The 25,893-nt window shown below is 64.3% G+C and carries 21 protein-coding genes and 1 pseudogene; 1 reads left to right on the forward strand and 21 read right to left on the reverse strand.

Annotated elements, in window-relative coordinates; all coding sequences use genetic code 11:
- Positions 1-15 precede the first annotated feature (15 nt).
- From nagA to LIP_RS09705, 6 genes are all read right to left on the reverse strand, one after another.
- Positions 16-1,191, reverse strand: a complete 1,176-nt coding sequence (nagA, locus tag LIP_RS09680) for an N-acetylglucosamine-6-phosphate deacetylase (protein ID WP_068137457.1) — start codon at positions 1,189-1,191, stop codon at positions 16-18.
- A gap of 52 nt (positions 1,192-1,243) precedes the next feature.
- Positions 1,244-2,053 (reverse strand): carbohydrate ABC transporter permease, encoded by an 810-nt coding sequence (locus LIP_RS09685; protein WP_068141843.1) that lies wholly within the window; start codon positions 2,051-2,053, stop codon positions 1,244-1,246.
- 94 nt (positions 2,054-2,147) lie between these two features.
- On the reverse strand, positions 2,148-3,041 hold the full coding sequence (locus LIP_RS09690) for a carbohydrate ABC transporter permease (protein WP_068141845.1): 894 nt from the start codon (positions 3,039-3,041) through the stop codon (positions 2,148-2,150).
- A 122-nt stretch (positions 3,042-3,163) separates the two neighbouring features.
- Positions 3,164-4,453 carry an ABC transporter substrate-binding protein gene (locus tag LIP_RS09695; protein ID WP_158509626.1) on the reverse strand — a complete coding sequence of 430 codons (1,290 nt, stop codon included), beginning with the start codon at positions 4,451-4,453 and terminating at the stop codon, positions 3,164-3,166.
- A 92-nt stretch (positions 4,454-4,545) separates the two neighbouring features.
- Complete coding sequence (locus LIP_RS09700) at positions 4,546-5,730, reverse strand: ROK family transcriptional regulator (protein WP_068137463.1); 1,185 nt, start codon at positions 5,728-5,730, stop codon at positions 4,546-4,548.
- Between the two features lie 193 nt (positions 5,731-5,923).
- Complete coding sequence (locus LIP_RS09705; RefSeq protein WP_144440421.1) at positions 5,924-8,197, reverse strand: beta-N-acetylhexosaminidase; 2,274 nt, start codon at positions 8,195-8,197, stop codon at positions 5,924-5,926.
- A gap of 424 nt (positions 8,198-8,621) precedes the next feature.
- Here LIP_RS09705 and LIP_RS09710 point away from each other — a divergent pair, with 424 nt between their 5' ends.
- On the forward strand, positions 8,622-9,761 hold the full coding sequence (locus tag LIP_RS09710) for an O-antigen ligase family protein (RefSeq protein WP_068137469.1): 1,140 nt from the start codon (positions 8,622-8,624) through the stop codon (positions 9,759-9,761).
- A gap of 194 nt (positions 9,762-9,955) precedes the next feature.
- Here the strand turns inward: LIP_RS09710 and rpiB are convergent, their stop codons facing one another.
- The 15 genes and pseudogenes from rpiB to LIP_RS09780 form a co-directional block, all read right to left on the reverse strand.
- Positions 9,956-10,411 carry a ribose 5-phosphate isomerase B gene (gene rpiB / locus LIP_RS09715; protein ID WP_068137472.1) on the reverse strand — a complete coding sequence of 152 codons (456 nt, stop codon included), beginning with the start codon at positions 10,409-10,411 and terminating at the stop codon, positions 9,956-9,958.
- Positions 10,412-10,457: 46 nt separating this feature from the next.
- Entirely contained in the window at positions 10,458-11,555 is a 1,098-nt protein-coding gene (locus LIP_RS09720) for a LacI family DNA-binding transcriptional regulator (protein WP_082726122.1), read from the reverse strand.
- Between the two features lie 42 nt (positions 11,556-11,597).
- A pseudogene (locus LIP_RS20530) lies at positions 11,598-11,717 on the reverse strand (NAD(P)-dependent oxidoreductase); the annotation flags it as partial.
- Between the two features lie 33 nt (positions 11,718-11,750).
- On the reverse strand, positions 11,751-13,034 hold the full coding sequence (locus tag LIP_RS09725) for a TRAP transporter large permease (RefSeq protein ID WP_068137477.1): 1,284 nt from the start codon (positions 13,032-13,034) through the stop codon (positions 11,751-11,753).
- A gap of 21 nt (positions 13,035-13,055) precedes the next feature.
- On the reverse strand, positions 13,056-13,535 hold the full coding sequence (locus LIP_RS09730) for a TRAP transporter small permease (RefSeq protein WP_068137479.1): 480 nt from the start codon (positions 13,533-13,535) through the stop codon (positions 13,056-13,058).
- A gap of 50 nt (positions 13,536-13,585) precedes the next feature.
- Complete coding sequence (locus LIP_RS09735) at positions 13,586-14,596, reverse strand: TRAP transporter substrate-binding protein (protein ID WP_082726123.1); 1,011 nt, start codon at positions 14,594-14,596, stop codon at positions 13,586-13,588.
- Between the two features lie 49 nt (positions 14,597-14,645).
- The gene (locus tag LIP_RS09740; RefSeq protein WP_068137486.1) at positions 14,646-15,791 is read right to left on the reverse strand and encodes an ADP-ribosylglycohydrolase family protein; all 1,146 of its coding nucleotides are present in this window, start codon (positions 15,789-15,791) and stop codon (positions 14,646-14,648) included.
- A gap of 302 nt (positions 15,792-16,093) precedes the next feature.
- Entirely contained in the window at positions 16,094-17,524 is a 1,431-nt protein-coding gene (locus tag LIP_RS09745) for an aldehyde dehydrogenase family protein (RefSeq protein WP_068137488.1), read from the reverse strand.
- A gap of 268 nt (positions 17,525-17,792) precedes the next feature.
- Complete coding sequence (speB, locus tag LIP_RS09750) at positions 17,793-18,740, reverse strand: agmatinase (RefSeq protein ID WP_198409486.1); 948 nt, start codon at positions 18,738-18,740, stop codon at positions 17,793-17,795.
- Between the two features lie 201 nt (positions 18,741-18,941).
- On the reverse strand, positions 18,942-20,375 hold the full coding sequence (locus LIP_RS09755) for a gamma-aminobutyraldehyde dehydrogenase (protein WP_068137497.1): 1,434 nt from the start codon (positions 20,373-20,375) through the stop codon (positions 18,942-18,944).
- A gap of 101 nt (positions 20,376-20,476) precedes the next feature.
- Positions 20,477-21,832 carry a putrescine aminotransferase gene (locus LIP_RS09760; protein ID WP_068137502.1) on the reverse strand — a complete coding sequence of 452 codons (1,356 nt, stop codon included), beginning with the start codon at positions 21,830-21,832 and terminating at the stop codon, positions 20,477-20,479.
- Positions 21,833-21,847: 15 nt separating this feature from the next.
- A complete protein-coding gene (locus LIP_RS09765) occupies positions 21,848-22,900 on the reverse strand; it encodes a polyamine ABC transporter substrate-binding protein (RefSeq protein ID WP_173652454.1) in 1,053 nt (350 codons plus the stop codon).
- Between the two features lie 18 nt (positions 22,901-22,918).
- Complete coding sequence (locus LIP_RS09770; protein WP_068137506.1) at positions 22,919-23,707, reverse strand: ABC transporter permease; 789 nt, start codon at positions 23,705-23,707, stop codon at positions 22,919-22,921.
- The gene (locus tag LIP_RS09775) at positions 23,704-24,609 is read right to left on the reverse strand and encodes an ABC transporter permease (RefSeq protein WP_068137509.1); all 906 of its coding nucleotides are present in this window, start codon (positions 24,607-24,609) and stop codon (positions 23,704-23,706) included. Before LIP_RS09775 ends, LIP_RS09770 begins: the two co-directional genes overlap by 4 nt.
- Positions 24,602-25,759, reverse strand: coding sequence for an ABC transporter ATP-binding protein (locus LIP_RS09780; RefSeq protein WP_198409487.1), 1,158 nt, complete (start codon positions 25,757-25,759; stop codon positions 24,602-24,604). Before LIP_RS09780 ends, LIP_RS09775 begins: the two co-directional genes overlap by 8 nt.
- Positions 25,760-25,893 lie beyond the last annotated feature (134 nt).

Consider the following 25,893-nt stretch of genomic DNA (forward strand, 5'->3'; position numbering starts at 1 on the left):
GGACAACCCTGCTCGTCACAGGTTCTGAAAGACGATGCGACCGCGCACCACGGCCATGTCCACCTCCAAGTGAGGACCCAAGGCGATCATGTCCGCGTCCTTCCCCGGCTCAAGCGACCCCTTCCGATCGGCAACACCCATCAGCCGGGCCGGGTTGAACGCGGCCATCTGGACCGCGTCCTCCAGCCTGCACCCGGTGGTCTCCACCACGGCGCGCACGATGCGGTTCATGGGCATCACGCTACCGGACAGGGTCCCCCCCTCCACCCAGCAGCGGTCGCCCTCCTTGATCACCGTGTGCGGGCCGTGCGGGTAACGCCCGTCCGGCATTCCGGCCCAGTGGGTGTTGTCGGTGATGAGCGTGATCCCGTCCGGCGCCTTGCAGTTCATCAGCACCTGCATCGCCACGGGATTCACGTGGTAGCCGTCGCCGATCAGCTCCGCGTTCAGCTCAGGCCGGGTGAGGGCCGCACCCACCACGCCTGGATTCCGGTGGTGCATGGGAGGCATCCCATTGAAGGTGTGGCAAACCGACCGCAGCCCCCGGCGGATGGCTGCGTCCATGACCTCGTAGCTCGCGTTGGTGTGGCCGGCGGAAGGCACGATCCCCCGCTCCACCAGGGCGTCGATGACCTCCATCGCTCCCGGGATCTCGGGCGCCAGGGTCATGTAGCGCAACGTCCCACCCGACGCGTCCCACATCCGCTCTACCTCCGACACCGAGGGCCGGCGCATCGCCTCCACGATCTGCGAGCCCCGCGCCGCCCCTTCGGCCGAGAGGTACGGCCCCTCCAGGTGAACTCCCAGAACGTCGCTGCCCGGAGTATCGGTTCCCACGAACGCACGCACCACGTCCAGCTCCCGCAGCAGCTCCTCGAAGTCCTCGTCGCCCCCGAGGGTCGGGAGCACCGAGGTGGCCCCGTGGCGAACGAGCTGGACCAGCATGCCGGCCGTGGCGTCCGCCGAGGCGCCGGCCGCATGCCCGCCGGACCCGTGGACATGGATGTCGACGAAGCCCGGGGTCAGCGTCCGAGCGCCGGCATCCACGACCTGCGCATCGGGTTGAGGCGGCAGCATGACCTGAGGTCCCACCCAAACGATGCGACCGCCCTCCACGAGCACGGCGCCGCGCTCGATGCTCCGGAAAGGCGTTACCACCCGCTCCGCCTTGAAGACCGTACGTCCCTGCATGATGCGTCCGACCCCTTTCGCCACGTCGAGTGCACCGGCCAGCCCAGCGATCTCAGCCCTTGGTCGCCCCGAGGGTGAGACCTTCGATGATCCGCTGCGACAGGAAGACGTAGACGAGCAGCGATGGAACCATGACCACCGCGAACCCTGCGAAGAGGCCCACCCAGTCGCCCGTGTACCGCATGTTGCCATAGAGGGCGTAGAGGCCAAGCGACAGTGTGTACTTGGTGTTGCTGACCAGGAGGGTCAGGCTGAGGAGGAACTCGTTCAGCAGCCAGACCACGTTGAAGATGGTCGCGGTCAGAAGACCCGGTGCGGCCAGCGGCAGCATGATGGAGAGGAAGGTCCGCGAAGGGCTGCATCCGTCGACGGTGGCCGCCTCCTCCAGCTCACTGGGGAGACTTCGGAAGAACCCGCGCAGCAGGAAGATGGTGAAGGGCAAGGAGGTGACCACGTAGGCCAGGATCAGCCCCGTGAGCGTGTCCACCAACCCGACCCGGAACATCAGGAAGAAGAGCGGGATGATGATCACCTGCACCGGTACCCCGATCCCCACGATGAAGAGGCTGGAGAGGGTCTGCGCGCCGCGGAAGTGCATCCTCGCGAGGGTGTAGGCGGCCGGAGTGGCCAGCACCAGCACCAGAAAGGCCGAGACGGCCACCGCGAAGAGGCTGTTCCCGAAGTACTGCCCCAGGCTCCCCGAGGTGAGCACCCGCAGGTAGTTTCCCCACTGGGGTGCTTCCGGAAGGGACCAAATCCCGCGGAAGAACTCCTGATTGGTTTTCAAGGAGGCAAGCAGGATCCACCCGAACGCGAAGAGCGAGAAACCGATCCACACCAGAAAGAACGCCATCGCAATCATGCGGGGCACGTCCCGGAGTCGAGCCTTCGTCGGCAGTCCCCTCTTCTGTGTCTCCGGCGGACAACGCGCTTCCGCGGAATCGAACGGCCTCGGTTCAGTACTCAACGCTCTCCCTCCCCAGCAGCTTCCAGAAGGCGAACACGAAGAAGAAGACGATGAACAGCATGAGGACCCCCATGGCGGAGGCGTACCCCATGCGGAATGTCGCCTCGCGCGTGCCGAAGGAGATCGCGTACATGTACACGGCCAGGTTCTGCTGTCCCGGCTGCGGGAAGGCCCCCCCGCCGCCCCATGCGTAGAGGAACGAGAACTCCTTGATGGCCGTGAAGCCCCACAAGACGATGGCGAGGCTCAGGATGTCGCGGATCAGCGGCAGCTTGATGCGGAAGAACACCTGCCACGGCGTCGCCCCGTCCACGTTCGCCGCGTCGGCGTAGTCGGGCGGAATCCGGTCCAGGGCGGCCACCAGGATCACGGTGTAGAAGCCCACGTTGATCCAGACAAGGGCCGCCAGGAGCGCCCAGAAAAGCGAGTCCGGCGCGGTCCAGGTCCGGATCAACGAATCGAGACCGACCGACCGCAGCAGGCCGTTCAAGAGCCCCCACTGCTGGTTGTAGATGAACCCCCAAAGCACCGCCAGAGCCACCGGGTTGACCACATTCGGGAAGAAGACCGCCGCCCTGAGGAAGCGCTTGCCGCGGACCCTGCCCGTCAACAGGTGGCTGAAGAGCAGGGCGATCCCCAGGACGGCCGCACCGCCGATCACCAGGATGCCCAGGGTGTTCCGCATCACCACGCGCCAGAAGTGGCCGTCGCCCAGCAGCTCGCGGAAGTTCCCCAGGCCCCTGAACGCCATGTTGGTGCTGAAGCCGTCCCAGTTGAAGAGGCTCACGTAGAACCCCTGAAGCGCGGGGTAAACGAAGAAACCGACGTAGAGCAGCAAAGGAACCGATAGCGACGCGACGATGAAGCCCTTGCTTTGACGCACGCCCAACGCCTTCACCCCGATTCCCGGTTCCTTGGCCACGAACCCCTGGCGTGACCTGCTCGCGCACAAGAAGGTGCGCCGGCCGGAGGTTCTCCGGGCCGGCCGACGCACCGCCCTACCGGCTACTGCGCTTTCCAGTATTCGATCGTCTTCGCCTTGATCTCGCCGATGAAGGCTTCCGCGGTCAGGTCTCCGTGCAGGAGACGGGTCCCCAGTGGGCCGAAGAGGGTGCTGAACCACTGCGGGATTCTGGCCTGAGTGAAGTCGTACTCCACATGGAACCCATCCGCGTTCTCCACGTAGGGTTGGATGCCGGCGATCTCCTTCGGGTAACCCACCCCGGAGCGTGCGGGAACGTTCTGGGCCACCTCGGCGATCATCTCTTGGTATTTCTCCTGAAGGGCGAAGCGGATGAGCTGCTTGGCAAGTTCCTGGTTCTTGGCCTTCTTGGGAATCGCCCAGCCGATGAGGTACGCTTCCATGGTGTTCGGGCCGTCGGGGCGCACCGGTGGGAAGGCGAAGAAGCCCGGATCCCAGTCAGGGGAGGCGGACGGCGCCACCTCGTTGACGATCCAGGAGCCCACCAGGATCATGGCGCCGTTCCCCTGCCCCCAGCTCACCTGACCCGCCGGCCACACGCTGCCCTGGTAACCCTTGAGGAAGTAGTCCTCTCCGGCCGCGCTCACCGTCTCGACCATCTTGGCCGCTTCCAGGTAGCCCGGTTCGTCCCAGGTGGCCCCGGTGCGGTCGGTGGCCGCACGGTAGAGGGCGCCCGGCCCCAGCGTTCGCTCCACAGCCCAGTAGTACCAATAGGCGTTGTAGAGATCGTCGTTGTCCTGGACGAAGGCGGCCTCCCCGTTCTCCTTCAAGGTCTTCGCCACGTCCAGCAGCTCAGACCAGGTCGTGGGGACCTCGAGGCCGTACTTGGCGAAGAGCGTCTTGTTGTAGAAGAAGCCCGAGGTGATGTACTCGTACGGAACGAAGTAGTACTTCCCGTTCCGCGCATAGAGGTTCAGGAAGTCGGGCGCGAAGAGGTCTGCAAAGCGCCCGTCGCCCTCCGGTCCGGGACCCTCGAGCAGGTCGTTCAGAGGCAGCACCAGCTCGTCCCGGGCGAGCAGGGCGGCCCAGAGCTCACTGAACGACTGCTCCAGCACGTCGGGAGGATTCCCCATCAGCAGCCGCGGGCGCGCCTTGGTGAGGATCTCGCGCCCGGCCCAGGTCGGTCGCACGGTGACGCCCGTCTCGGCCTTGAAGTCCTCGAAGATCTGCGACAGCACCTTCTCCTGCGGCTCGCCCTTGTTCCACATGCTGTAGAACTCGAGGGTCTGGGCCGCAACACCGGCCTGCAGCACCAACACCGCCACCAGAGCCACGATCGAGAGCCCAAGCACCTTCCTCAGACTGCGGGTCACCCTTGCCACTCCCTTCGTTTCGATTCCTGCCTTCAGGTGCCGATCCGCCCGCCGGCCCCCGGTCGAGCGGACCCAGCCCGCGGAGTGCCGCATCAGAGCCGCCGTTCGGCCTGGGACAGCGCGAGGGCGACAGCTCCCATCAGGCTTGCGTCCCTTCCCAGAGCGGACGAGACCACCCGTGCCGGCCGGCCGAGCCGCTCCGTGATGCGTGAGGTGAGGAGATCCATGGATAGGGAACGAGAGACTCCTCCTCCGAGGATCAGGATCTCGGGATCGAAGAAGGCCATGAGGTTGGCCCCCATCAACGTCACCAGATCGACGACGTGCGCCACGAGGGCGCGGCACTGGGGATCTCCGGCAGCGCTACGCCGGAAGACCTCCTCCGCGGACAGCTCTTCGCCCAGGCGTTCGAAGGCCTGCCGGGCGATGCCCATGCCCGACAGCCACGATTCCAACCTGACCTGCGCCTCGTTGCTCTCCTCCCCCTGCGTGGGGGGAAGCTCCATGGCCATGTCCGCGATCTCGCCCGCGTTCCCGCTGGCCCCGCGGTAGAGCCTCCCCCCCACCATCACACCTGCACCGAGCCCGTAGCCGATGTTGACGTAGAGCACGTGGTTGAAGCCCCTGGCGGCGCCCCACCGGCGCTCGCCCAGCAGGGCTGCGTTCACGTCGTTCTCCACCAGGGTTGGAACCTGCAGTCGTTCCTCCAGCCTCGAGGCGATCTGCACGTTCTCGATGCCCGGGAAGAGCGTGGCGAAGTGGATCCAGCGCCCGTCCTTCTGAGCGACGCTGCCCGGCGCCGAAACGCCCACCGCCGCCAGACGGGAAGCCAGCTCCGGAGGGGCCAGTTGCAGCGCCTGATCCGTCATTCGCGTCAGGCGGCCCATGACGGCCTCGATGCCGTCCCCGATGCCCGTCGGCTGCTCCAGCCGGAGGTGCACCGTTCCTTCGAGGTCGGCCAGCGCGCACGAGAGGCGGACCGCCCCGATGTCGACGCCCAGGATCGACATGCACGCCGGATCGAACGAGACCAGGTTGGGCTTGCGGCCCCCCCGCCGGTCTCCCTCACCCTGGCCATCGGACCGCACCCGACCCGAATCGATCAACTGGGTGACGATGCGCCCCACGGTCGGACGGCTGAGACCCACCTCCGCGGCGATCTGCGGGATCGAGACGGGCCCCCGCCTTCGGATGTAAGCCAGCACCTGGATTCGGTTGGCCTGGCGCATGAAGCCGGGAGAGCTGGCCGCCGGACGAGCTCGTTCTTCGCTGGACATGGGCGCCACCTGACCTGGTGTCTACGTTAAGTATCACTCTTTACATACCATGTGTGCGTCGGGAACTCCTGCTTCCAAGTCCCATCGCAGGCGAATCGTGACATGTGAGACCCACGGGCCGTCCTTCTTGAGCGGGCCGCGGGGGCCGGCCCGACGGGCCTGACCCCCGCGTCCGTTCGTTCCGCCGCGTCCATTACGCTCCCGGTTCGAACTCCTTCTCGATCGGCTCCAGCTCGAGCCCGTGGCTCTGAGCGTACTCCAGAGTGAGCGCCTTCAGGTCCGCCATCCAGCCTTCGAGCCCGATCCGCTCCTCGGGTGCGGTCATGAAGGAGAGATCGGGGCGAGTACCGGCCCAGTGGTTCTTCACGTCGTCGTAGGCATGGAAGTACGTGCGTCCATCGACCGAGCGGCCCTTGGGGAACCGGCTCTTCTCGTAGGTCGCCGTGAGCTCCGCGAAGGTGGCCAGGCGATCTGCGACGATGGCTTCGGCTGCCTGGTACGCCCGGATGAGCGACTTCACAGCATCCTGAGGACGGGGCCGGTACGCCTCGGCCGCGCTCCTGGCTTGCTGCAGATGCCGCTCGACCTGACTGAGCCCGATCAGCATGGACTCGTGGTGGCGGACGAAGCTGGCCAGCGCGTAGAGCACCTCGAGGTTGTACTGGTTCCGGTCCGCCCGGCCCAGGTTCTCCTGCAGGCGCTCCATGAGCCCCGTGTTCTCCGCCAGCAACGCCTTCGCCTCGTCCACCCGGCCGCTGTAGAGGGTGGTCTGGTAGATGGGCACGAAGTCCAGGCCCGGAAGGCGCGGCATGGGCGGGGTGGGCAGCAACATGTCCTTGAACATGATTGGTGTCTTGCCGTCCGAATAGCCGTAGCCCAAGCCTCGTTCCCTTGACCCGGCCTCGTCCCAGGAGTTGCGGAAGAACCTGACCTGCTCCTCGAGGTCACGGTAGACATCCGTCATACCCACGACCCGGGGTCCGTAGTAGGTCTCCATGAACGCGGCCAGGTGCTGGCTGACCGACGGGGCATCGGGCGTCCAGCTCCAGTTGGCCACCGCGGACCACCCGAGCCAGAAGACCTCGTTGTGCAGTCCGGCGTCATCCCACGCGGCCCCGAAGGCACCCAGCGGGTACTCGCCCCAGAGCTGCTTCGCCTCCCGGGAGAGGAAGCGCTGGACACCCCCGAGGATGTCCCTCTCGAAGGTGTAGGGGAGGAGGTAGTCACTCCCCTGGATCCACGTGTAGGCCAGCACGTCCATGCCGTTGGCCTTCTCCGCGTCGACCTGCTGCTGGCCTACAACGGCCGGGTCCCTCGGGGGCAGGTAATCGTCCCCCAGCACGCCGTCAATCACGTCCGAGGGAAGCTGCGAGATGTGCTCGGGCCACACGGGGTATTCGAGCCAGACGATCATGCGGCGGTCGCGCTGGCTCATGAACTCGTGGACCCGGCTGACGAAGTCGATCCACGTGAGGCTCTTGTTCTCAGGGGTGTAGGGCTTGGGGCACGACGGATCGATTCCGGGATAGTAGAACTCGTCGGTGGAGACGTGGAAGTACCTGACCCCGCGGGTGGCGTTGATCAGGTCCTGGTACATGTCGAAGAGCAGCTCGTAGGTTCGCTCGTCGCACGTGTTGGCCTGGTAGTTGCTCCCATCCGACCGCAGCTGTGCAAACTCAGGGTGCTTCAGCACGTAGTCCATGTGGGCCGGCGATTGAACGTTCGGCACGATCTGGATGTGGCGTTCGAGGCCGTAGTCCACCAGATCTTGGAGCTCCTCGGGCGTGAAGGCACCGGGGGCGCCGATGACCGGGTGGCTGGGATAGGCGAACATGTCCGCGATCTCGAAGCTGATCATGTTCACCTTGAAGCGCGCCGACCAGTCGAGGTACCGCTTGAGCGTCTGCATGCGGTCCTGGTGGTGTTTCGTGTCCCAGTGGAGGAAGCGCAGTTCGTAGCTCGGCCAATCCTCGATGGTCGCCACCGGCAACTGGCGGGACCCATCGGATGCCTGCTTCACCAGCTGGTTGAGGGTTTGCACTCCATAGAAGAGACCCACCAGGCTGTTGCCCGTGATGGTGATCCTGCCTCGCTCCAGAACCATGCGATAGCCTTGATCGTCCACAGCCTGCCGGGCGCCCGTCTTCACAGCTCCTCGCTCCACGGCCAGCCGGATCACCCGGCTGCCGGCGCTCCCCAGGGAGAGCTCGACGCCGTTGAGTTCCCGCATGTCCTGGATCAGCATGCGAACCGCGATGTCGTTCGGCGCCACCTTACCGGGATCGACCACCCACTGCCCGTCCAAAGCGAAGGACGCGCCAGACAGCTGCACGGAACGGGGTTCGGGGATGACGAGGTAACCAGCCGCAGCCAAAGGAGTCGGGCCCTCTGCGCCCACGGAGACCGGCAGCAGGAAGCCCAGCCCGAGGAACACCGCCAGCACCATCCGTGCCACCCGCACTGCCACGCTGATCCTCCTCACCAGGTAGGTTAAGAACCACAGTTAACCTACTTCCTCCCCTGGCAAACTCCTCCCTCGCTCTCCACCTCTTGCCGAAAGTTCGTGGCGATCCTGGCAACGGTTCCGAAACGCTGGGTCTTCAGCCACGAGCTCGCTTCATGAGGGCGGTGTCCGCTCGTCGAAGAGATCGCAGACGTCTCCCGTTCTGGAATCACGAATGCCTGCCGGAAACAATCCGGCGCAGCCCTTACCGTATGATTGGCCGCCCGAGAGCTGTCAGCCTCCCCCGGTCGTCCCCCCTCTCGGCAGGCAGGAACACTGCGGGCTGACGGTGAAATGGCCGATGGTCTTGTCGCGGTCGCCTGATGGCGTATGGCTCAACGGATCACTCCGCACCCGTTATGATCTCCTTGAGACGAGGCATGAGCAGTTGACGGAATCCACGGTCCCGGCGACGCACGACAAATGGATCGATCGAGTGGTAGCCTGGCTTCTTCCGTTTCACCCCGTGGCTGGCGTTGTCGCGGTCGTGCTGCTCTCGCTACGCAGCCGATCGGTCATCCGGGGTCTTCGCAGTCAACGCGTGGATCTGCTGGTCTTCGCCGCCCTCGGCCTGGCGGGCTGGGCGAGCGTCTGGGCCGGTGTGGATGCCGCACGGGGCGCGGTCAATTGGCTGGTCCCATTCGCGTTTCTCTGGCTCTACGTCCTGGGTCGATGGGCTGTGCGGGATCCAGAAGCATTCCTTCTCGACCTCCTTCGAGCCACAGGCCTCCTTGCCCTCGTCGTCGTGGTCGCACGCCTTTTCGAACTCCAGGTATCGGTGGCCGGGATCACCCTCCTCGACCGCTTTGCCGGCCCGGGCGGCAGGGGGTACGTCATAGGTCAGGGGGTCAATGGCTTGGCCGTCGTGCTGGAGGTTGGCGCCATCGGCGGCCTGGCCTGGCTTGCCACCGCACGAACCGGTCGAGGGCGCCTTGAGGGTGGCATCATCGGGATCCTTTCGTTGGCAGCGGTTTTCGTCACGCTTTCGCGCGGCGCGATGGTGGGCGTCGCTGCCAGCGCCGTCGCCGGCGCGCTCCTACTCAGCTGGCGAGTGCTCATCCCAGCCGCAGCTCTTCTGGGGGTCGCGCTGGTGTCGAGCCCGCTCTTCCGCGAGCGGTTGCTCTCCACTCTGGATCTGGCCAGGAACGTTCAGCGCTTCCGAATCTGGGAAGGATCGCTGAAGCTGATCCGAGACCACCCCTGGCTGGGTGTGGGGCCCGGCAACTTCGAACTCGCTTATCCCCAGTACAGGCTGCCCGAGGAATACGAGCACGCGATGACTCCCCACAACCTGTACCTGAACATCACCACGGGGTGGGGCATCCCAGGGGCACTCATCCTCTTTGGGTGGATTGCGTGGGTGATGCTGCGCAATCTTCGACGCTCGATGGCGCCGTACAAGAAGGTAGTGCTGCTGATCCTGATCACCTTTTGGGTCCATGTGCTGTTCGACGATCTGATCACGCCCCAGGTGGGCCTGCTTCTGGGCTGCCTCGATCGACCCGACGACGCTCCACAGCAGACATGACCCTCATGCAACGAGCATGTCACCTGCTCCAGCTGAGCACCGAGTCCCCGCAGGCCGAAGGTGCTCTCGGCATAGGCCTGGCCGCGCAAGCGGATCTCCCAGCGCTGGGGAAGTGGCATGTGTCCCTGTGCCCTTCCCTACCGGAGAGTCGTACCCTCCGCCTCGGTCCGAGCCTTGCCCCGGCCCCAGCGTCCTCACGCACCGCCGTAGCGCTTCTCGATCTCGGCTAGCTTGGCCACCCGTCTCTGGAACTCGTTCTCTTGACTGTGCCGGGCGTTGAGGTAGGCTTGAACGAGGTCGTAGGCGAGCTTCTCCCCCACCACCCACGCACCCAGGCACATCACGTTGGCGTCATCGTGCTCTACGGACTGGTGCGCGCAGTAGATGTCGTGGCAGAGGGCGGCACGAATCCCCGGAAACTTGTTGGCCGCGATGGAGGCTCCCACGCCTGTCCCGCAGATCATGATCCCGCGCTCCGCCTGGCCGGTACGGATCATCTCGCAGAGTTCCTCAGCGATGTCGGGGAAGTCCACCGGGTCTTGGCTGTGGGTTCCCACATCCGTCACGTCGTGTCCCCAGGAACGGAGCATCTCCACCATCTTGCGCTTCAAGGGGTAACCCGCGTGGTCCCCACCAACGACCAATCTCATCGCCTATACCTCCATTTCGGTGAGGGTCGCCCCCGTCCGAGCGCCTTCACAGGCTCTCACTCGTCGAAGGCACGACCCGAGGCGCACCCTCCGTACTGCTGGACCCGCACGATTGGCGGATGATGAGCTGCGGCTTCAGGTACACGTCCCTCGCCACCGTCGAATCGAACGCCTCCCCGCCACGCGCAATGCCCTGCAGGATGCCTTTTGCGGCGGCCCTCCCCATTTCGTAAGTCCTCTGAGCCAGCGTGGTGAGTGGGGGAACGACCATCCGCGCCCACTCGCTCTCGTCAAAGCCGACCAAGGCCATCTCCTGAGGGATTCGGACCCCACGGTCGGCCAGGGCCTTCCATACCCCGACGGTCATCTTGTTGTTACACGCGAAGAGCGCCGTCGGGCGTCGATCTTTCTGCAGATCCAGCAGCTGGAGGGTCGCCCGGTACCCACCGTCTTCGCGGAAGGCGCCGTAGGCGATCCAGTCCTCCTGAACGGGCAGGCCCGCGGTGCCCATCGCCTCCCGGTAACCTTCCAGGCGGTCGATGCCCGTGTTGATGTCCTGCGGGCCCGCGATGACGCCGATGCGTCGATGTCCGAGGTGGATCAGGTGCATCGTGGCCTCGTAGGCTCCCGCGCGGTTGTCCGTCAGAATGGCCGGTCCACCACAGCCTTTCGGCCTCCGGTTGACGAAAACCCACGGAATGCCGTGGTCGCGAAGCAGTTGGAGGTGGTCCACCTGCTGGCCCGCGGCCGAGATGATGACACCCTCCACCCGTTTCTCGCACATCAGACGGCAGTGCTCCGCCTCCTTCGTCGGATCGTGGTCCGTATTCGAGAGAAGGGCGTGATATCGGTGCGTGGCGAGGACATCCTCAATACCCCGAACCAGTGAGGCATAGAACTGGTTGGTGATGTCCGTGATCAGAACACCCACCGTATGGGTGGCCTGCTTCTTCAGGCTCCGGGCGACGTAGTTCGGTGTGTAGCCCAGGTCCGCAGCGGCCCGAAGCACACGGTCACGGAGGTCCTCGCTCACGAATCCGGTATCGTTCAGCACTCGAGAAACGGTGGCCGTCGACGTGTCCGCCCGAAGGGCGACGTCCCGAATCGTGGCGTGCCGGCGCGTCACGTTCCTCTTCACCATCATCGACCCTTCCCTGATAGGCCCTCGCGCCACAGGATCTGTTGCCTAGGCCCGCTGCTGATTCGCCAGGCGATCGTAGACGCGGAACATGGCCTGATTACCGTTCGATCCCTCGCCGTGCGCCTTGGCCTCCAGGTACAGGTTCGTGACGAGGGCCGCCCCTGGCGAATCGCCTCGGCAGAACAGCCGCGATCGCAGCTAGAACCCGAGAAGCCTTGGTAACCAGAGCGCAACCTGCGGCGATACAGCCAGCAGCAAGGTCCCCCCGACGAGGATGGCCACGAAGGGCAACACGGCCTTCGCGGTCTCCTCGATGGTGGTCCCCGCGATACTGGATGTCACGAAAAGCACGGTACCGACGGGGGGAGTCAGCACCCCGAAGGTCAAGGCCGTTGTGATGATGAGCCCGAGGAAGAGCGGGTCCACCCCCGCGGTGCTTGCGATGGGAATGATCACGGGCGTCAGGATGATGATTGCAGACAGGGTGTCGATGAAGGTCCCTATCGCGAGCATCACCAAGACCAGCACGATCATCAGCAGCCACGGCCGGCCAATAGTGGCCAGCAGGCTCTGGGCCAGGGTCGCGGGGATCATCTCATAGGCCATGATCCAACTGAAGACCGAGGCAATCGTCATTACCAGCATGACCACCCCAGTGGTAGCGGCCGTGTTCACCAACACCCGGGGAAGATCCCGAAGGGCAAGCTCGCGGTAGATCACTACGGCGACGAAGAGCGTGTAGAGAGCACCGACGGCCCCGGCCTCGGTGGGTGTCATGACACCGCCCAGGATTCCACCCATGATGATGATCGGGGTCAGGAGGGCCAGAGCCGACTCCTTCAGGGAGGCCAGCAGCTCCCGCCGCGAGGCCCTTTTCTCCACCGGTATCCCCAGTTGCTTCGCCCGCAACCGGATGATGAGGGCCAAGCCCAGGCCAAAGATGATGCCAGGAACATAGCCGGCCACGAACAGCCCGCCGATAGAAACACCGGCCAGGGCGCCGTAGACGACCATGGGGATGCTGGGCGGGATAATGGCACCAAGGCTGCTCGAAGAGGATTCAACAGCTGCGGCCAGCCCCCGCGTATACCCCGTCCGGATCATCGCAGGTATGGTGACGGTCCCGGTGCCGACGGCGTTGGCTACGGCCGAGCCTGAGAAGCTGGCGAAGATCATGCTCGAGAACAGCGCCACCACCCCGACCCCGCCGGTGAAGTGGCCCACGAGCGTCTTCGAGAACTGCACCAGGCGGCGGGCAACCCCCCCGGCATTCATCAGCTCGCCGGCCAGCACGAAAAAGGGAATGGCCGTCAGGGTGAACGAGTCTGCCCCGGCAAACATCTGCTGGGTGAGGACGGTCAACGAGATCCCGGGTACGAACAAGACCACGTAGGCCAAGGAGGTCAGTCCGAGGGCGAACGCGATGGGGATCCGCACCGCCAAGAGCACAAGGAAGGTCGTCAGGAGAACAGCCAAGGCCATATCGTTATCCACCCTCCTCGTCTACTGCTGGCCTGGGGTCTGTTGGTCTGTAAGCAGGAGCTGGATGATCTTAAGGAGCATTAGTAAGCACGAAACGGGGACGCTCAGGTAGCCCCAGGCCGCCGAGATCCCGAGGATCGGGGTGGTGCGGCCAAAGCCCAGCGTCTGCTGGACGAGGAGGGCCCCGTTGTAGGCCATCACCCCGAGGAAGACCGCGGTTAGTAGGCTGCCCCCTACCCGCCAGAGCCCTACGTACCGAGCGGGCAATCGGTCAGTCACGAAGGTGATCGACAGGTGGCCGTTGCGCGTGAGGGCCACGAAGGCGCCCAGGAAGACGACCCAAACGAAGGCGATCCGGCTCACCTCTTCAGCCCAGAGCATACCGGACTGAAGGACGTAGCGCGCGAACACGTTTGCGGAGACTACAGCGACAAGCAAGCCCGTCAGGCCCGCGACGATCCCCTGGACCATTTCTTCGATCTTCTGCATCACCGTGTTCATGTGTCCGCGCGCCCTCCTTCGCCCTCCAGACCCAACCCGTGTTCCCGGAGCTAGGGTGTCTGAAGCAAGGTCTCGTACAGTTCGCGACTGAACTTCTTGCCGATGTACCCGTCGTGGACCGACCGGGTGGCCTTACGGAAGGGCTCCAGGTCCGGCCAGTTCACCTGGACCCCCTCTGCCTCCATCTTCTGGATGAGGTCAGAGGTGACTTCCTCGACGTACCTGCGCTGGTACTCCAGGGCCTCGGCTGCCGCGGAGCGTACGGCGGCCTGCAGATCCGGTGACAGTGAGTCGAAGAACCGCTTGTTGACCACCAGTACCGTAAAGGAGAGCAGGTGGTTGGTCATCGACATGTACTTCTGCACTTCCTGCAACCGGGCAGGGTAGATGTTGATCACGGCGTTCTCCTGGCCGTCGATGGTGCCCTGCTGCAGGGCCGTATACACCTCGCCGTAGGGTATGGCCACCGCCGTACCGCCCATGGCCTTGGTGATGGCTAGGTTCACCGGGTTCTCCGGGCTACGGATCTTCAGGCCGCGAAGGTCCTCGGGTCGCTCGATGGGCCGCTGGCTGTTGGTGTACACCCGAGCACCGTTGTTCCCCCAGCCCAGGACCAGCAGGTTCTTGCTCGCCAACTGCTGCTCAATCGCATCGCCCACCGGCCCATCCAGCACGCGGAAGGCGTGCTCGTGGTCCCGGAACAGGTAGGGCAAGCTCAACAGAGTGGTGATCGGGGCGAACTGCGCCAGCGGGTCGTGACCGATGAAAGTCATCTCGATGATCCCGTTCTGGACGCCCTGGATCACCTCCGTCTCCTGGCCGAGCTGGCCACCCGGGAACACCCTCACCTGCAGCTGACCGTCCGTTTTCTCCTCGAGAATCTCGGCGAACTTCGTGGCTCCCACGTCGAAGTGGCTGTCTACGGCACAGCAGTGCGGCAGACGGATGGTGATGGTCTTTGCCTGTGCGAGTCCAGAGGCCGTCACCACCAGCATGGCCGCCAGAAGGGTCACGCTTATGAAGCGGGTCACTCTCTTGGAAGCCCTTCTCACGCGTTGCATGATCTACTGCCCCTCCTTCTTGGGTCGATGTGTCTGCAACCTGGTTGGGTCACTGCTCCTGCTCAAGTTGCTCGATCTCCCCGATGCGCTGTCGCATGGCGTCCCTGCGGGTCAACAGTGTCTGGGTCAACCGAATGGAGAGGTCCCGCATGGACAACTTCTGCACCGTGTACGGGTTGGCGTCGATCGCCTGCTGTACGACCTCCATCCACTCGTTGGGCACGTTGTCGATGCCCTTAAAGGCCCCGCAGATGGCTCCAAGCATCCCCCCAATGCAATCGGTGTCCCGACCAAGGTTCGTCGCGCCGATCATACCCTCCCGGACCTCGCCCTTGGTGATGACGAAGAGGGCGAGAGCTTCCGCTGCCGTTTCCACGGCGTCGGCGTAGGGATAGGTCGGCATGAAGTGCCGGCGAATGGGCTCTCGGATCTCTCGGATATCCGGGTGCTGCTGCGCGATCTCAAGGGTCTCGTCCAAGATCTCCCTGGTGTGAAGCGACACGTACTTCCGGGCCGCCTCCACGACAGACTCCACCGTTGCCCCTGGCCGAAAGGCCTCGGCCGTGGCAGCCGCGATCATCCGGCTGGCCTCGACCCCTCCGCTGGCCGGCGGCTGCAAGAGGAAGGAGACCTCGGCCGCATCCATAGAGGCCTGGAACGGATCGCAGGCGTTGATGATGCCGATGGGGCCGATCATGTGGGGCGCGTCCACCAGGCCCGGCCAGGGGGTGAGGGATCCGATCAGGCGAGGCGGGATCCGGGTGTTCTCATCCCCGGCGGTGAGGCGGTCCATGTGGATCTTGATGTGGGGATTGACAAGACGCCCGATATCCTCACGCTTGATGTGCCGTTTCCACACCTCTGCCAGATCGTCGACCGTGACGCGGTCGCCTTTCTCCACGATGGCCAGGGCGAGCAGATACCGGATCTCGGCTCCATCCTCGGTCATACCTGGAGGCATGTCCATATGCAGGTAGCGAAGGCGAGGGCTGTTGTTCCAGTAGCGCACGTCCCGCTCTTTCTGCATCCAGGGGAGAAAGGTCTCCACCCACCCGAGTTCCTCCTCGATGGCCTTCCAGCCACCCCCAGGGACGCTCACCCATTCCACCGCGGCCCCCATGGCCGAACCGATGTTGGCGACCGCGATGGATCCATACACCTTCTTGAACAGTTGCGACCTCTCAAGCTCCGACAACCCGGGTCATCCTTTCATCCTCCTGGCTTGGCGTTGAGCCCTAGATCCCTTGCCCGTCGGCAGTCCTCTAGCCCCCCTTCTGCGGCGTTTAATCGGTTACATAAACGTTTACACGGAGGTTATTTCTCCACAGCGCGGGAAACTCCTCCCTCCCCCCGGCCGCCCAAGGTAGTCGAGGTCAAGCGCCTGCTGAAGCGGACGCTGGACCCGAAGAACCTCATGAACCCCGGCAAGATGGCGCTGGATGAGGGCTTGCCCAACGCTCAGGGGGCGGAATAGCCCGGCGTCGCGCGCCGGGCGTGTCACCTCGCTCCCTTCAAGTTCAGCACGATCACCTTCAGGTCCGTCATCTCTTCCACGGCGTACTTCGGGCCCTCTCGGCCCATGCCACTGCCTTTGACGCCGCCGTAGGGCATGAGGTCGGCGCGGAAGGAGGAGGTGTCGTTCACCATCACGCCGCCCACCCGGATCCTCCTGGCCGCTTCCATGGCGACCTCCAACGACTCGGTGAAGATGCCTGCCTGAAGGCCGTAGTGCGAGTCGTTCACCGCCTCGATGGCCTCGTCGATGGTATCATAACGAATCACCGTGACCACAGGAGCGAAAACCTCGTTGCAGACGACCTTCATGCTCGCGTGGACGTCTGCCAGGACGGTCGGCTGGAAGAGGGGACCCTCTCGAGTCCCTCCCGTGAGGAGTTTCGCGCCTCCTTCCACGGCCTCATGGACCCAGTCCTCCGCCCGGGCCGCTTCAGCCTCACTGATCATGGGCCCGACGTCGGTGCCGGGATCGAGTGGATCCCCCACCTTCAAGGCCTGCGTCGCGCGGACCAGCTCATCGGAGAAGGCGTCCAGGATGTCTTTCTGAACGTAGATCCGCTGCACGGAGATGCAGACCTGGCCCGCATTCGCGAAGGCCCTCGCGGCCGAGAGTCGGGCGGCCGTTGCCAGTTCGGCGTCCTTGTGGACGATCACCGCCGAGTTGTTTCCCAGCTCCAACGTGACCCGCCGGAGGCCGCTCTTCGCCTTGATCCGCTCGCCGATCGCCGGGCTGCCCGTGAAGGTATACATGTCGATCTCCGGGTCCTCGAGAAGCCAGTCGCCGACCCGTGCGCCTGGCCCGAAGACCAGGTTCAGGTACCCAGGGGGCAGTCCTGCATCGACCAGTACCTGGCAGAGCTTCGCCGCCGTCAAGGGGGTCGTGCCGGCCGGCTTGTGGACCACCGCGTTTCCGGCGGCCAGGGCGGGTGCGATCTTGTGGGCTGCGAGGTTCAAAGGGAAGTTGAAGGGCGAGATGGCGCACACCACCCCGACCGGCGCCCGGATCGTGAAGGCCAGCCGGTTCTCGGCACCCGGCGCCGCCTCCACCGGAACGCCCTCCCCATGAATGCGTTTCGCCTCTTCCCCCGAGAGGGTGAGGGTTTGAACCGCTCGCGAGACTTCGACGCGGGCTTCCTTGAGGGGCTTCCCGCTCTCGGCTGCAATCGTCCGGGCAAAGTCCTCGACACGCTCCGTGAGCAGGTCTCGCGCACGCAACAAGATCTCGTACCGCTGGTAGGCGGGCAACGGACCGCGGTCCGCGGCGAGGCGCGCGGCCCGAACCGCGCGCGCCACGTCCTCCCTGGAAGCCACGCTCACCCGAGCAAGGACCTCGCCCGTGAACTTGTTTCTTACGTCCTCCCACTCCCCGGTCTCCTGCCACGATCCATCGACGAAGATGCCGTAACGGTCCATGAGGATCCCCTTTCCCCTTCCTCCATCACGCCAACGTGTCCGGGAACGAGCACGCGACACGGCGCCCGGGCCAGAACTTCGGAGACGGAAACGGACCGGCTCCTGCAGCGCAGGGCCTGCGCGTTCACGACGCCACTGCCGCGGCCCGTACCCGGCAGCGGCTAGACCTTAGCGCATGCTCCAGAATGCGGAGGCCTTCTTCCAGCACCACCCTCCACCCGGAACAGAAACGCGCGTACACCCGTCAATCTCAGAGTCTCCCGGCGGTCTAGCGGGTCTCGGAGCACGCCACCAGTCCCAGCATTTCGTGGACTACGGTGGCGGCCAAGAGAGCAGTGATGGAGGCGTGGTCGTAGGCCGGAATCACCTCTACCACATCGAATCCCACGAACTCGATGCCGCTCAGCCCCCGCAGGAGCTCCAGGGTCTCCCAGCTGCTGAAGCCCCCCACCTCAGGGGTACCCGTGCCGGGTGCGAAAGCGGGGTCGACGAAGTCCACGTCAAAGGTAACGAAAGACCGCCTCTCGCCGACCCGTTCGCGGATCTTTCTCGGCGCCTCCCTGAGTGCCCCCGGCCTGTGCCGGAGATCCGCGGTGCTCAGCACCGCGAAGCCGAACTCCCTGCTGAAAGCACTCTCGGCCCGGTTGGAGAGCGATCCGCGGAGCCCCACCTGGATGGAGGCGGAGGGATCGATAAACCCCTCCTCAAGCGCCCGCCGGATCACCGTCCCGTGGTTTCGCCGCTCGCCCCAGAACTCGTCCCACAGATCGCTGTGGCTATCAAACTGAATGAGCGCGAGCGGACCGTGGACCGATGCCGCCGCCTGAAGGTGTGGAAGGCTCACCGAGTGATCTCCGCCGAGCCCGATGACCCGCAACCCATTCCGGTGGAGCGGCTCCAGCCCATCGGCGAGGAGGGCATGGGAGCGCTCCACCGCTCCCGGAACCACCCGCAGATCTCCGTAGTCAACAGCGGAGAGCCGTTCGGTCAGGTCCACCCCGGTCGCAGGGTTGTATGGGTGGAGCATCTGGGAGGCGGCCCGGATCGCTGCCGGTCCAAAACGGGCGCCTACCCGGTACGTCCCGCCCGTATCGAAGGGCAATCCCACGATGGCCACGTCCACGCCGTCGGTCTGGCGGTTGTGCGGCATCTGCATGAAGGTCTGGAGCCCGACGAACCGCGGTTGCATCTCCTCGGTCACCGGCCGATACTTCAAGGATCTCCCCCCCGTCATGTGACTCCGTGCGGGGACACGTTACCTGTCAGGTTCCACCTTGACGTCGTTCATGTACAGCTGCTGTCGACGCTGAGGATGATCCCGGTGACGAGGATCGCGAACAATACGATGGTGACCGTCAGGACGGCGGCCACGCCCACGGTCAATCTACGAAGCATGTACTCTAGCAACACACATCACCTATCCGGACTTCACCATGACGTGCTTGATCTGTGTATACTCCTCCACGGCGTAAACAGACATGTCCTTCCCGTAGCCTGACTGCTTGAAGCCGCCGTGGGGCATCTCACTGGTGATGAGGAAGTGGCTGTTCACCCAGACTGTGCCGAACTTGAGCAGCCTCGCGACCTTCATGGCCCGCTCAGCGTGGGCGGTCCAGACCGAGGCGGCCAAACCATACTCGGTGTCGTTGGCCCAGCGGATGGCCTCGTCCTCGTCCGTGAAGCGGGTGGCCGTCACGACCGGCCCGAAAACTTCTCGGCGGACGATCTCATCCTCCTGGCGCGCGCCCGCCACCACTGTAGGCAGATAGTAGAAGCCTCGTCCCTCGGCCGGTCTACCGCCGGTCAGCACCTCCATGTGCCCCGCGCTCCGGGCCCGGTCCACAAAACCGGCCACGCGCCGGCGGTGCTCCTCCGTGATCACCGGGCCCATCTCCACCCCATCCTCCTGAGGGTCGCCCACCCGCAGGGTGGCGACGGAGCGGGCCAACCGTTCCACCACCTGCTCGTAGACGGCGCCGGATGCGTATATGCGGCAGGCCGCGGTGCAATCCTGCCCGCTGTTGGTGAAGCCGGCCATCCTTATCCCTTCCACGACCGCCTCCAGGTCCGCGTCGTCGAAGACCAGGACGGGCGCTTTCCCGCCCAGCTCCAGGTGGACCCGCTTGAGGTTGGCGGCCGCCGCCCGGGCTACCTCCTTGCCGGTCGCCACGTCGCCTGTAAGGGAAACCATCCTCACCTTGGGATGGGCGGCCAGGGCGGCCCCCACGGGCTCGCCATGCCCCGTGATCACGTTGAGCACGCCGGGAGGAAAGAAGTCGGCGGCGAGCTCAGCCAGGCGCAACGCGGTGAGCGGCGTTTGCTCCGACGGCTTAAGCACCACGGTGTTCCCCGCGGCCAGCGCCGGTCCGATCTTCCAAGCGGCCATCATGAGCGGATAGTTCCAGGGCGCGATGGAGGCCACCACCCCTATCGGCTCCCGTCGCGTCATACTCGTATAGCCCGTCAGGTACTCGCCTGTGCTCGAAGCCCCCAGGGTGCGGGCGCTTCCCGCGAAGAAGCGGAGGTTGTCGACGATGAATGGGATCTCTTCACGGGCAGTGGAGAGCGGCTTGCCGACGTTGAGCGACTCGAGCCGTGCCAATTCCTCGCCGTGCTCCTCGATGCGGTCGGCCAGGCGCCAGATCGCCAGGCTGCGCTCACCCGGGGTGGAGCGCTCCCAGCCTTCGGCCGCCGTATGGGCCGCCTGCACCGCTCGCTCCACGTCCTCCTCGGATCCTTTGGGCACTCGGGCGATGGGCTCGGCCGTGGCTGGGTTGAGCACGAGCTCGCTTTCCGAACGAGCAGGCGTTTCAGGCTGACCGTTTATCCAAAGCTGCCAATTGCGCTCCATCCCAAACGCTCCTTTCGAGTCACTCACCCAGTCGCGGGGTACGGTCCACCCCGAGGAGAGTGAAGTTGCCGTAGGTGAAGGTCTCCATGCCCCGGTGTTCCTTACCTCGTGGCCATCCGCCCGGCACGCGTCCTCCGGAGGGCGGCTTCGAGCCGTTCCAGGACCGCGTCCATTTGCCGTTGGCTGATGGTCAGTGGAGGTTCCATGCGGATCACCTTGGAATTGATATACGTTCCAGAAACGAGCACCCCCTGGTTGAACAGGCCTCTGGCCACGGCGTATCCCGTGGCGTGGTCGGTGAACTCGAGGCCGATCATCAGCCCTTTGCCCCTTGCCTCGACCAGGATGTCGGGATACTCCCGCGCGAGCTGTTGAAAGCCTGAGAGCAGATGGATCCCTTTCCTAGCGGCCTCTTCGACGAGATCCTCTTCCGCCAGCACGTGAATGGTCGCGACGGCTGCGGCGCAGGCCAGCGGGTTGCCGCCGAAGGTGGTCGTGTGCAGAAAGGGGTTCTCGATGTAGCGTTTCCAGGTATTGGGGGTTCCCACGCATGCTCCGATCGGCATTACCCCGCCGCCCAGCCCTTTGCCCAGGGCGATCAGGTCGGGCGTCACCCGCCAGTGCTCGCACGCAAACCATCGGCCGGTGCGGCCCATACCGGTTTGTACTTCGTCGAAGATGAGCAGCGCGCCGTAGGCGTCGCAGAGCTCGCGCGCTGCCTGCAGGTATCCGTCCGGCGGCACGTTAATGCCACCCTCACCTTGGATAGGCTCCAGCACGACGGCGGCAACGTCGTCCCCGGAAAAGCGGGCGCCCTCGAAAACGGCCTTCAGACCGTGGACGTCTCCCCAGGGCACGTGGGTGAAATGCAGCAACGGCAGAAAAGGCTGGCGGAAAGTGGCTTTGGAGGTCCCCGACAAAGCGCCCAGAGTCTTGCCATGGAAGGCACCGGTGGCCGCAACAAAACGATGCCGGCCAGTGGTCAGGACGGCCATCTTCAGGCACGCCTCCACGCTTTCGGTACCAGAGTTCGTCAGGAAAGCGTATTGCAGTTTGCCTGGCGTGATCAGGCTCAGCAGGCGGGCCAGATAGGTTCGTAGGGGATCGAGGAGTTCTTGGGAGTGGATAGCCTGCTTCTCCAACTGCGCCCTGACAGCCTGTAGAACCTTGGGATGGCGGTGACCGGCGCTGTAGATACCGAAACCTCCCAGGCAGTCGATGTACTCCCGCCCGCGGGCGTCGTAGAAGACCGTTCCGCCGAGTTCGTCGCTCCATTCCACCGCGGTATAGTCATCGGAGACGGATTTGCGGTATTGCAGGAAGCCCTCGTTTACGTGATCTTTCCAAAGTCGGACGACTTCCTGAACCACATGCTCCTGTTCATCGGGGCTCAACCGGTCCTTGTGGATCAAGCCAAGCACGTAGCCGGTCTCTTTCAGGAGCTGATCGCGTTCCATTTGTCGCTCACCTCGCTAGCGCGACTTCACCATGGTCCAGACCTCGTCGTAGAGCCGCAGATCCTTACCCAGGTCCAGGATGTACTCGAGCTTCTTCATGACCTCAGGGCTGGGATAGATGGCCGAGTTGCTCCGATCTTCGGGATTGATCATGGGCAGCGATGCAGCGTTCGGCGTGGCGTAGCGGTTGAAGTTGGAAAGCTGCGCACCGATCCGGGGGTCCAGGATGAAGTTGATGAACTTGTGAGCGGCCGCAGGGTTGGGGGCACGAGCCGGGACGGCCAGCGAATCCACCCAGATGACGGAGCCCTCGTCCGGTACGACAAAGGCCACGTTGGGGTCCTCCTCCGTGGCCCGGATGGCGTCACCATTATAGACCACGGCGGCTGTCGCGACCCCGGCAAGCACCTTGTTCTTACCTCCAACCCCGCCCTCGAAACCCAACGCGTATCGGCTTTTCTTGGCTTGCAACAGCAGCTCTCCGGCAGCCTTGATCTGGGCCGGGTCCGTGGTGTTAGCCGAATAGCCGAGGTACTTGAGCGCGATCGCCATCATCTCGCGTTGGGAGTCGATGAGCACGAAAGGCCCCACTTGCTGCTTGGAGTCGAAGAGGATACTCCACGTGCCTTTGAAGCTGGTGATCAAGTCTCTCCGGTACATCAGGCCCACGGTGCCCCACTGGTACGCGGCCGTGTAGCGGTTAGCCCGATCGAATGGCGGGTTGAGGAACTGGGGGTCGAGGTTTTCCAGATTTGGAATCTTGCTGTGATCCAGAGGCTGCAGCAACCCGAGTTTGATGAGGATGGGCACGATGAAATCGGAAGGTACGACCACGTCATACTGGCTCACGCCGCCTGCCTGAAGCTTGGCAAGCATGTCCTCGTTGGACTCGTACAGGTCGATGAGGACCTTGATCCCGGTTTCCCGCTCGAACGATTCAATGATGGCAGGATCGATGTACTCCGACCAGATGTAGAGTCGGAGCTCATCGGACGCTGCCCGGCCTACCGTGGGCACGGTCAACAGCAGGATACACACCAGGGTAAACAGCACCCGAATGAGGCGCATCTCCTCAAGCCTCCTTTTCTAGCGCCGCGTGAGGCGCTCGACGCCCACGACCAGTATCACGGTGGCAAAGAAGACCAGTGTCGAGAGGGCGTGGATCTCTGGCATAATCCCCCGCCGGGTGGATGCGTAGATGAAAAGGGGCAGCGTCGTTGAGGTGGGCGCGGAAGTAAAGAAGCTGATGACGAAGTCGTCCAGCGAAAGCGTGAAGGCCAGCATCGAACCGGCCACGATCCCCGGGGCGAGAAGAGGCAGCATCACCCTCCGCAGCAAGTAAGGCGTACCCGCATAGAGATCGCGAGCAGCCTCCTCGATGTTCTTTTCGAGGGAGACCAGACGGCCACGCACCACCAATGCCACGAAGGCCACCTGAAAGGTGATGTGGCCGATGATCATGGTGAGCAGACCCGGTTCGAAGACGGACGAAACGGCTCGCAACAGGCCGAACGCCACCACCAGGGCGGCCGCCAGGATGATGTCCGGGGTCACCACGGGAAGATACAGGATTGTTTCGAACAGGCTGCCCCACCGGCGGGACCAGGGAAAGCGATCCATTCCGATGGCGAGGGCGGTACCCAGTAGCGTAGCCGCCAGCGTGGAGAACAGGGCGAGCACCAGAGTGTTTCCCGCAGCCTGCAGGATGTACTCGTCATGCAAGAGCTTCCGGTACCAGTCCCAGGAGAAGCCGCGCCATACGAGCCCGTAGCGCGAAGCGTTCACCGAAAAGACCGCCACCGCAAGCATGGGCCCGTACAGGAACGCCAGGGTCAACAAAGCAGCAGCGCTGGCAAGGGGGTGGAGCCGGTTCATACGATTTCGACCCCCCTGCCCTGCCGCCGGTACGCGTACAGGGCCACCAGGGTGAGTACCATGAACCCAAGGCTGATCGCCGCACCAAACGGCCAGTCGCGGCTCGGACCGAACTGCTGCTGAATGAGGTTGCCAACTAGCAGGTACTTCGCGCCGCCCAGCAGGTCCGGCACCACGAACATCCCCATGGCCGGGATGAAGCTCAGGATGACGCCCACCGAAAGGCCGGGAACGGTCTGCGGCAAAATGGCCTGCGTGAAGACCCGTACTCGGGAGGCGTACAGGTCCTGGGCAGCCTCCACCAACGACCGATCAAGCCGTTCGGCCGTGGTGTACAGGGGGAGCACCACAAAGGGCAAGAACGTGGAGACCATGCCCACGTAAACGGCAAAGGCGCTCGGGTACAGAGCGGTTCCGGGGGGGATGAGGTGCAGGGCTGCAGCCAGCCTGGCCGGAGGGAGTTCCGGGGCAAAGACGAGCATCCAGGCATAGGTGCGGATGACGAGATTGGTCCAGAATGGGACGATGACCAAGGTCAACCAGAAGTAACGGGTTCGAGGCGGCCGGGTGGCAATGAAGAAGGCCAGAGGATAGGAGAGCACCACGGCCACCAGCGTCGTGACAAACGCGACCCAGACACTTCTCCACAAGACCAGGAGGTAGTCGGCACTCCATCCGAAGAGGCCGAAGCCCAGCAACCTCCCGTAGTTCTCCAGTGTGAAGGTCCACTCAAGCTGCCCGTAGGCTCCGCGGCTTGCGAAACTCACGGCAATTAGGACGAGCCCCGGGAACACCAGGAACGCCAGAAGCCACAGCATGCCGGGAAGCAGAAAGAGAAGCCCGCGAGAGACGAGGCGGCGGTGTGGGGCCAGTTCCCCGTGCCAGACCATCACCTTACTCATCGAGCACCACCAGAGCCTCTCGCGGAAGTTCCAGCCATACCTCGTCGCCCTCCTGCAGGGGATACAGATCGGCGGCTCGGACGCGCAGTTGGCCCGGATCGAAGAAAGCCTCGACGAAGGCCCCCCTATACACGACCTCCCGTAACCGGCCACGCACCCCGTTCGCCGCAGGAGGCGTTAGACCAAGGCGTACTCGTTCCGGGCGAATCGCGAGCGTCCTCTGCCGCCAACTGGGCTTTTCGTTCAATTCCAGGATGCCGAACTGGGTCTCCACCACATCGCCAAGGCTCGTCGCAAGAATGAGGTTGGCCGCTCCCAGGAACTCCGCCACGTAGCGGTTGCAGGGACGCTCGTAGATCTCCTGAGGCGTTCCTACCTGAACCATGATGCCAGGCTGCATGACGGCGATGCGATCCGAGACGGCCATCGCCTCATCCTGATCGTGGGTCACGAGAATGAACGTGGCGCTGAGCCGCCGCTGGAGCCGCCGGAGTTCCACCTGAAGGATCGCGCGCAGCTTCGCGTCCAGGGACGAGAGCGGCTCGTCGAGGAGCAGGATTTCCGGCTCGTTGACAAGGGCCCGAGCCAGCGCCACCCGCTGCTGCTGACCACCGGAGAGCTGATGGGGATAGCGGCCCGCCAGCGAGTCCAGCTGGAGCATGGCAAGGGCATCTTCGACACGCCGCTTGATTGCTGTGACAGGGAAGCGGCGGGATCTCAGGCCGAAGGCCACGTTTTCGTAAACATCGAGGTGCGGGAACAGGGCGTAGTTTTGAAAGACCGTATTGATAGGACGCATGTTGGCAGGAAGCGACGTGATATCTTTACCCGAAAGGAGGATTCGGCCTGAATCAGGCAGCTCCAACCCGGCGATGATGCGCAGGAGGGTGGTCTTGCCGCATCCTGATGGGCCGAGCAGCGTGAAGAACTCTCCCCCGCGCACGAGCAGGTCCACTCCCCTCAGCGCGGCAACGTCGCCGAAACGCTTGCTGACGCGTTCGATGGTAAGCCCTGTGGCCGCACTCTCGCCCGCGGGTTTCAGCTCAAGAGCGCCCGGTTCGGCGTCAGGCGCCACCGGGACCACGCTGTCATCCAGGGAAAGGCCGGACACGGGAGCCTTTTTCATTCGATCCTCGTTACGTCGTCCCATTCGCCGGTCTCCCGCCACTCTCCGTCAACGAAGATGCCGTACTGATCCACAACGACATTCCCTCCCGAAGGTTAACACTACGCCGTTGGGTTTGCGCGCCCAACGGCCGGTGGAATCGCTCGCCGACCATCAAA

Source organism: Limnochorda pilosa, assembly GCF_001544015.1.
Taxonomy (GTDB): Bacteria; Bacillota; Limnochordia; order Limnochordales; family Limnochordaceae; genus Limnochorda; species Limnochorda pilosa.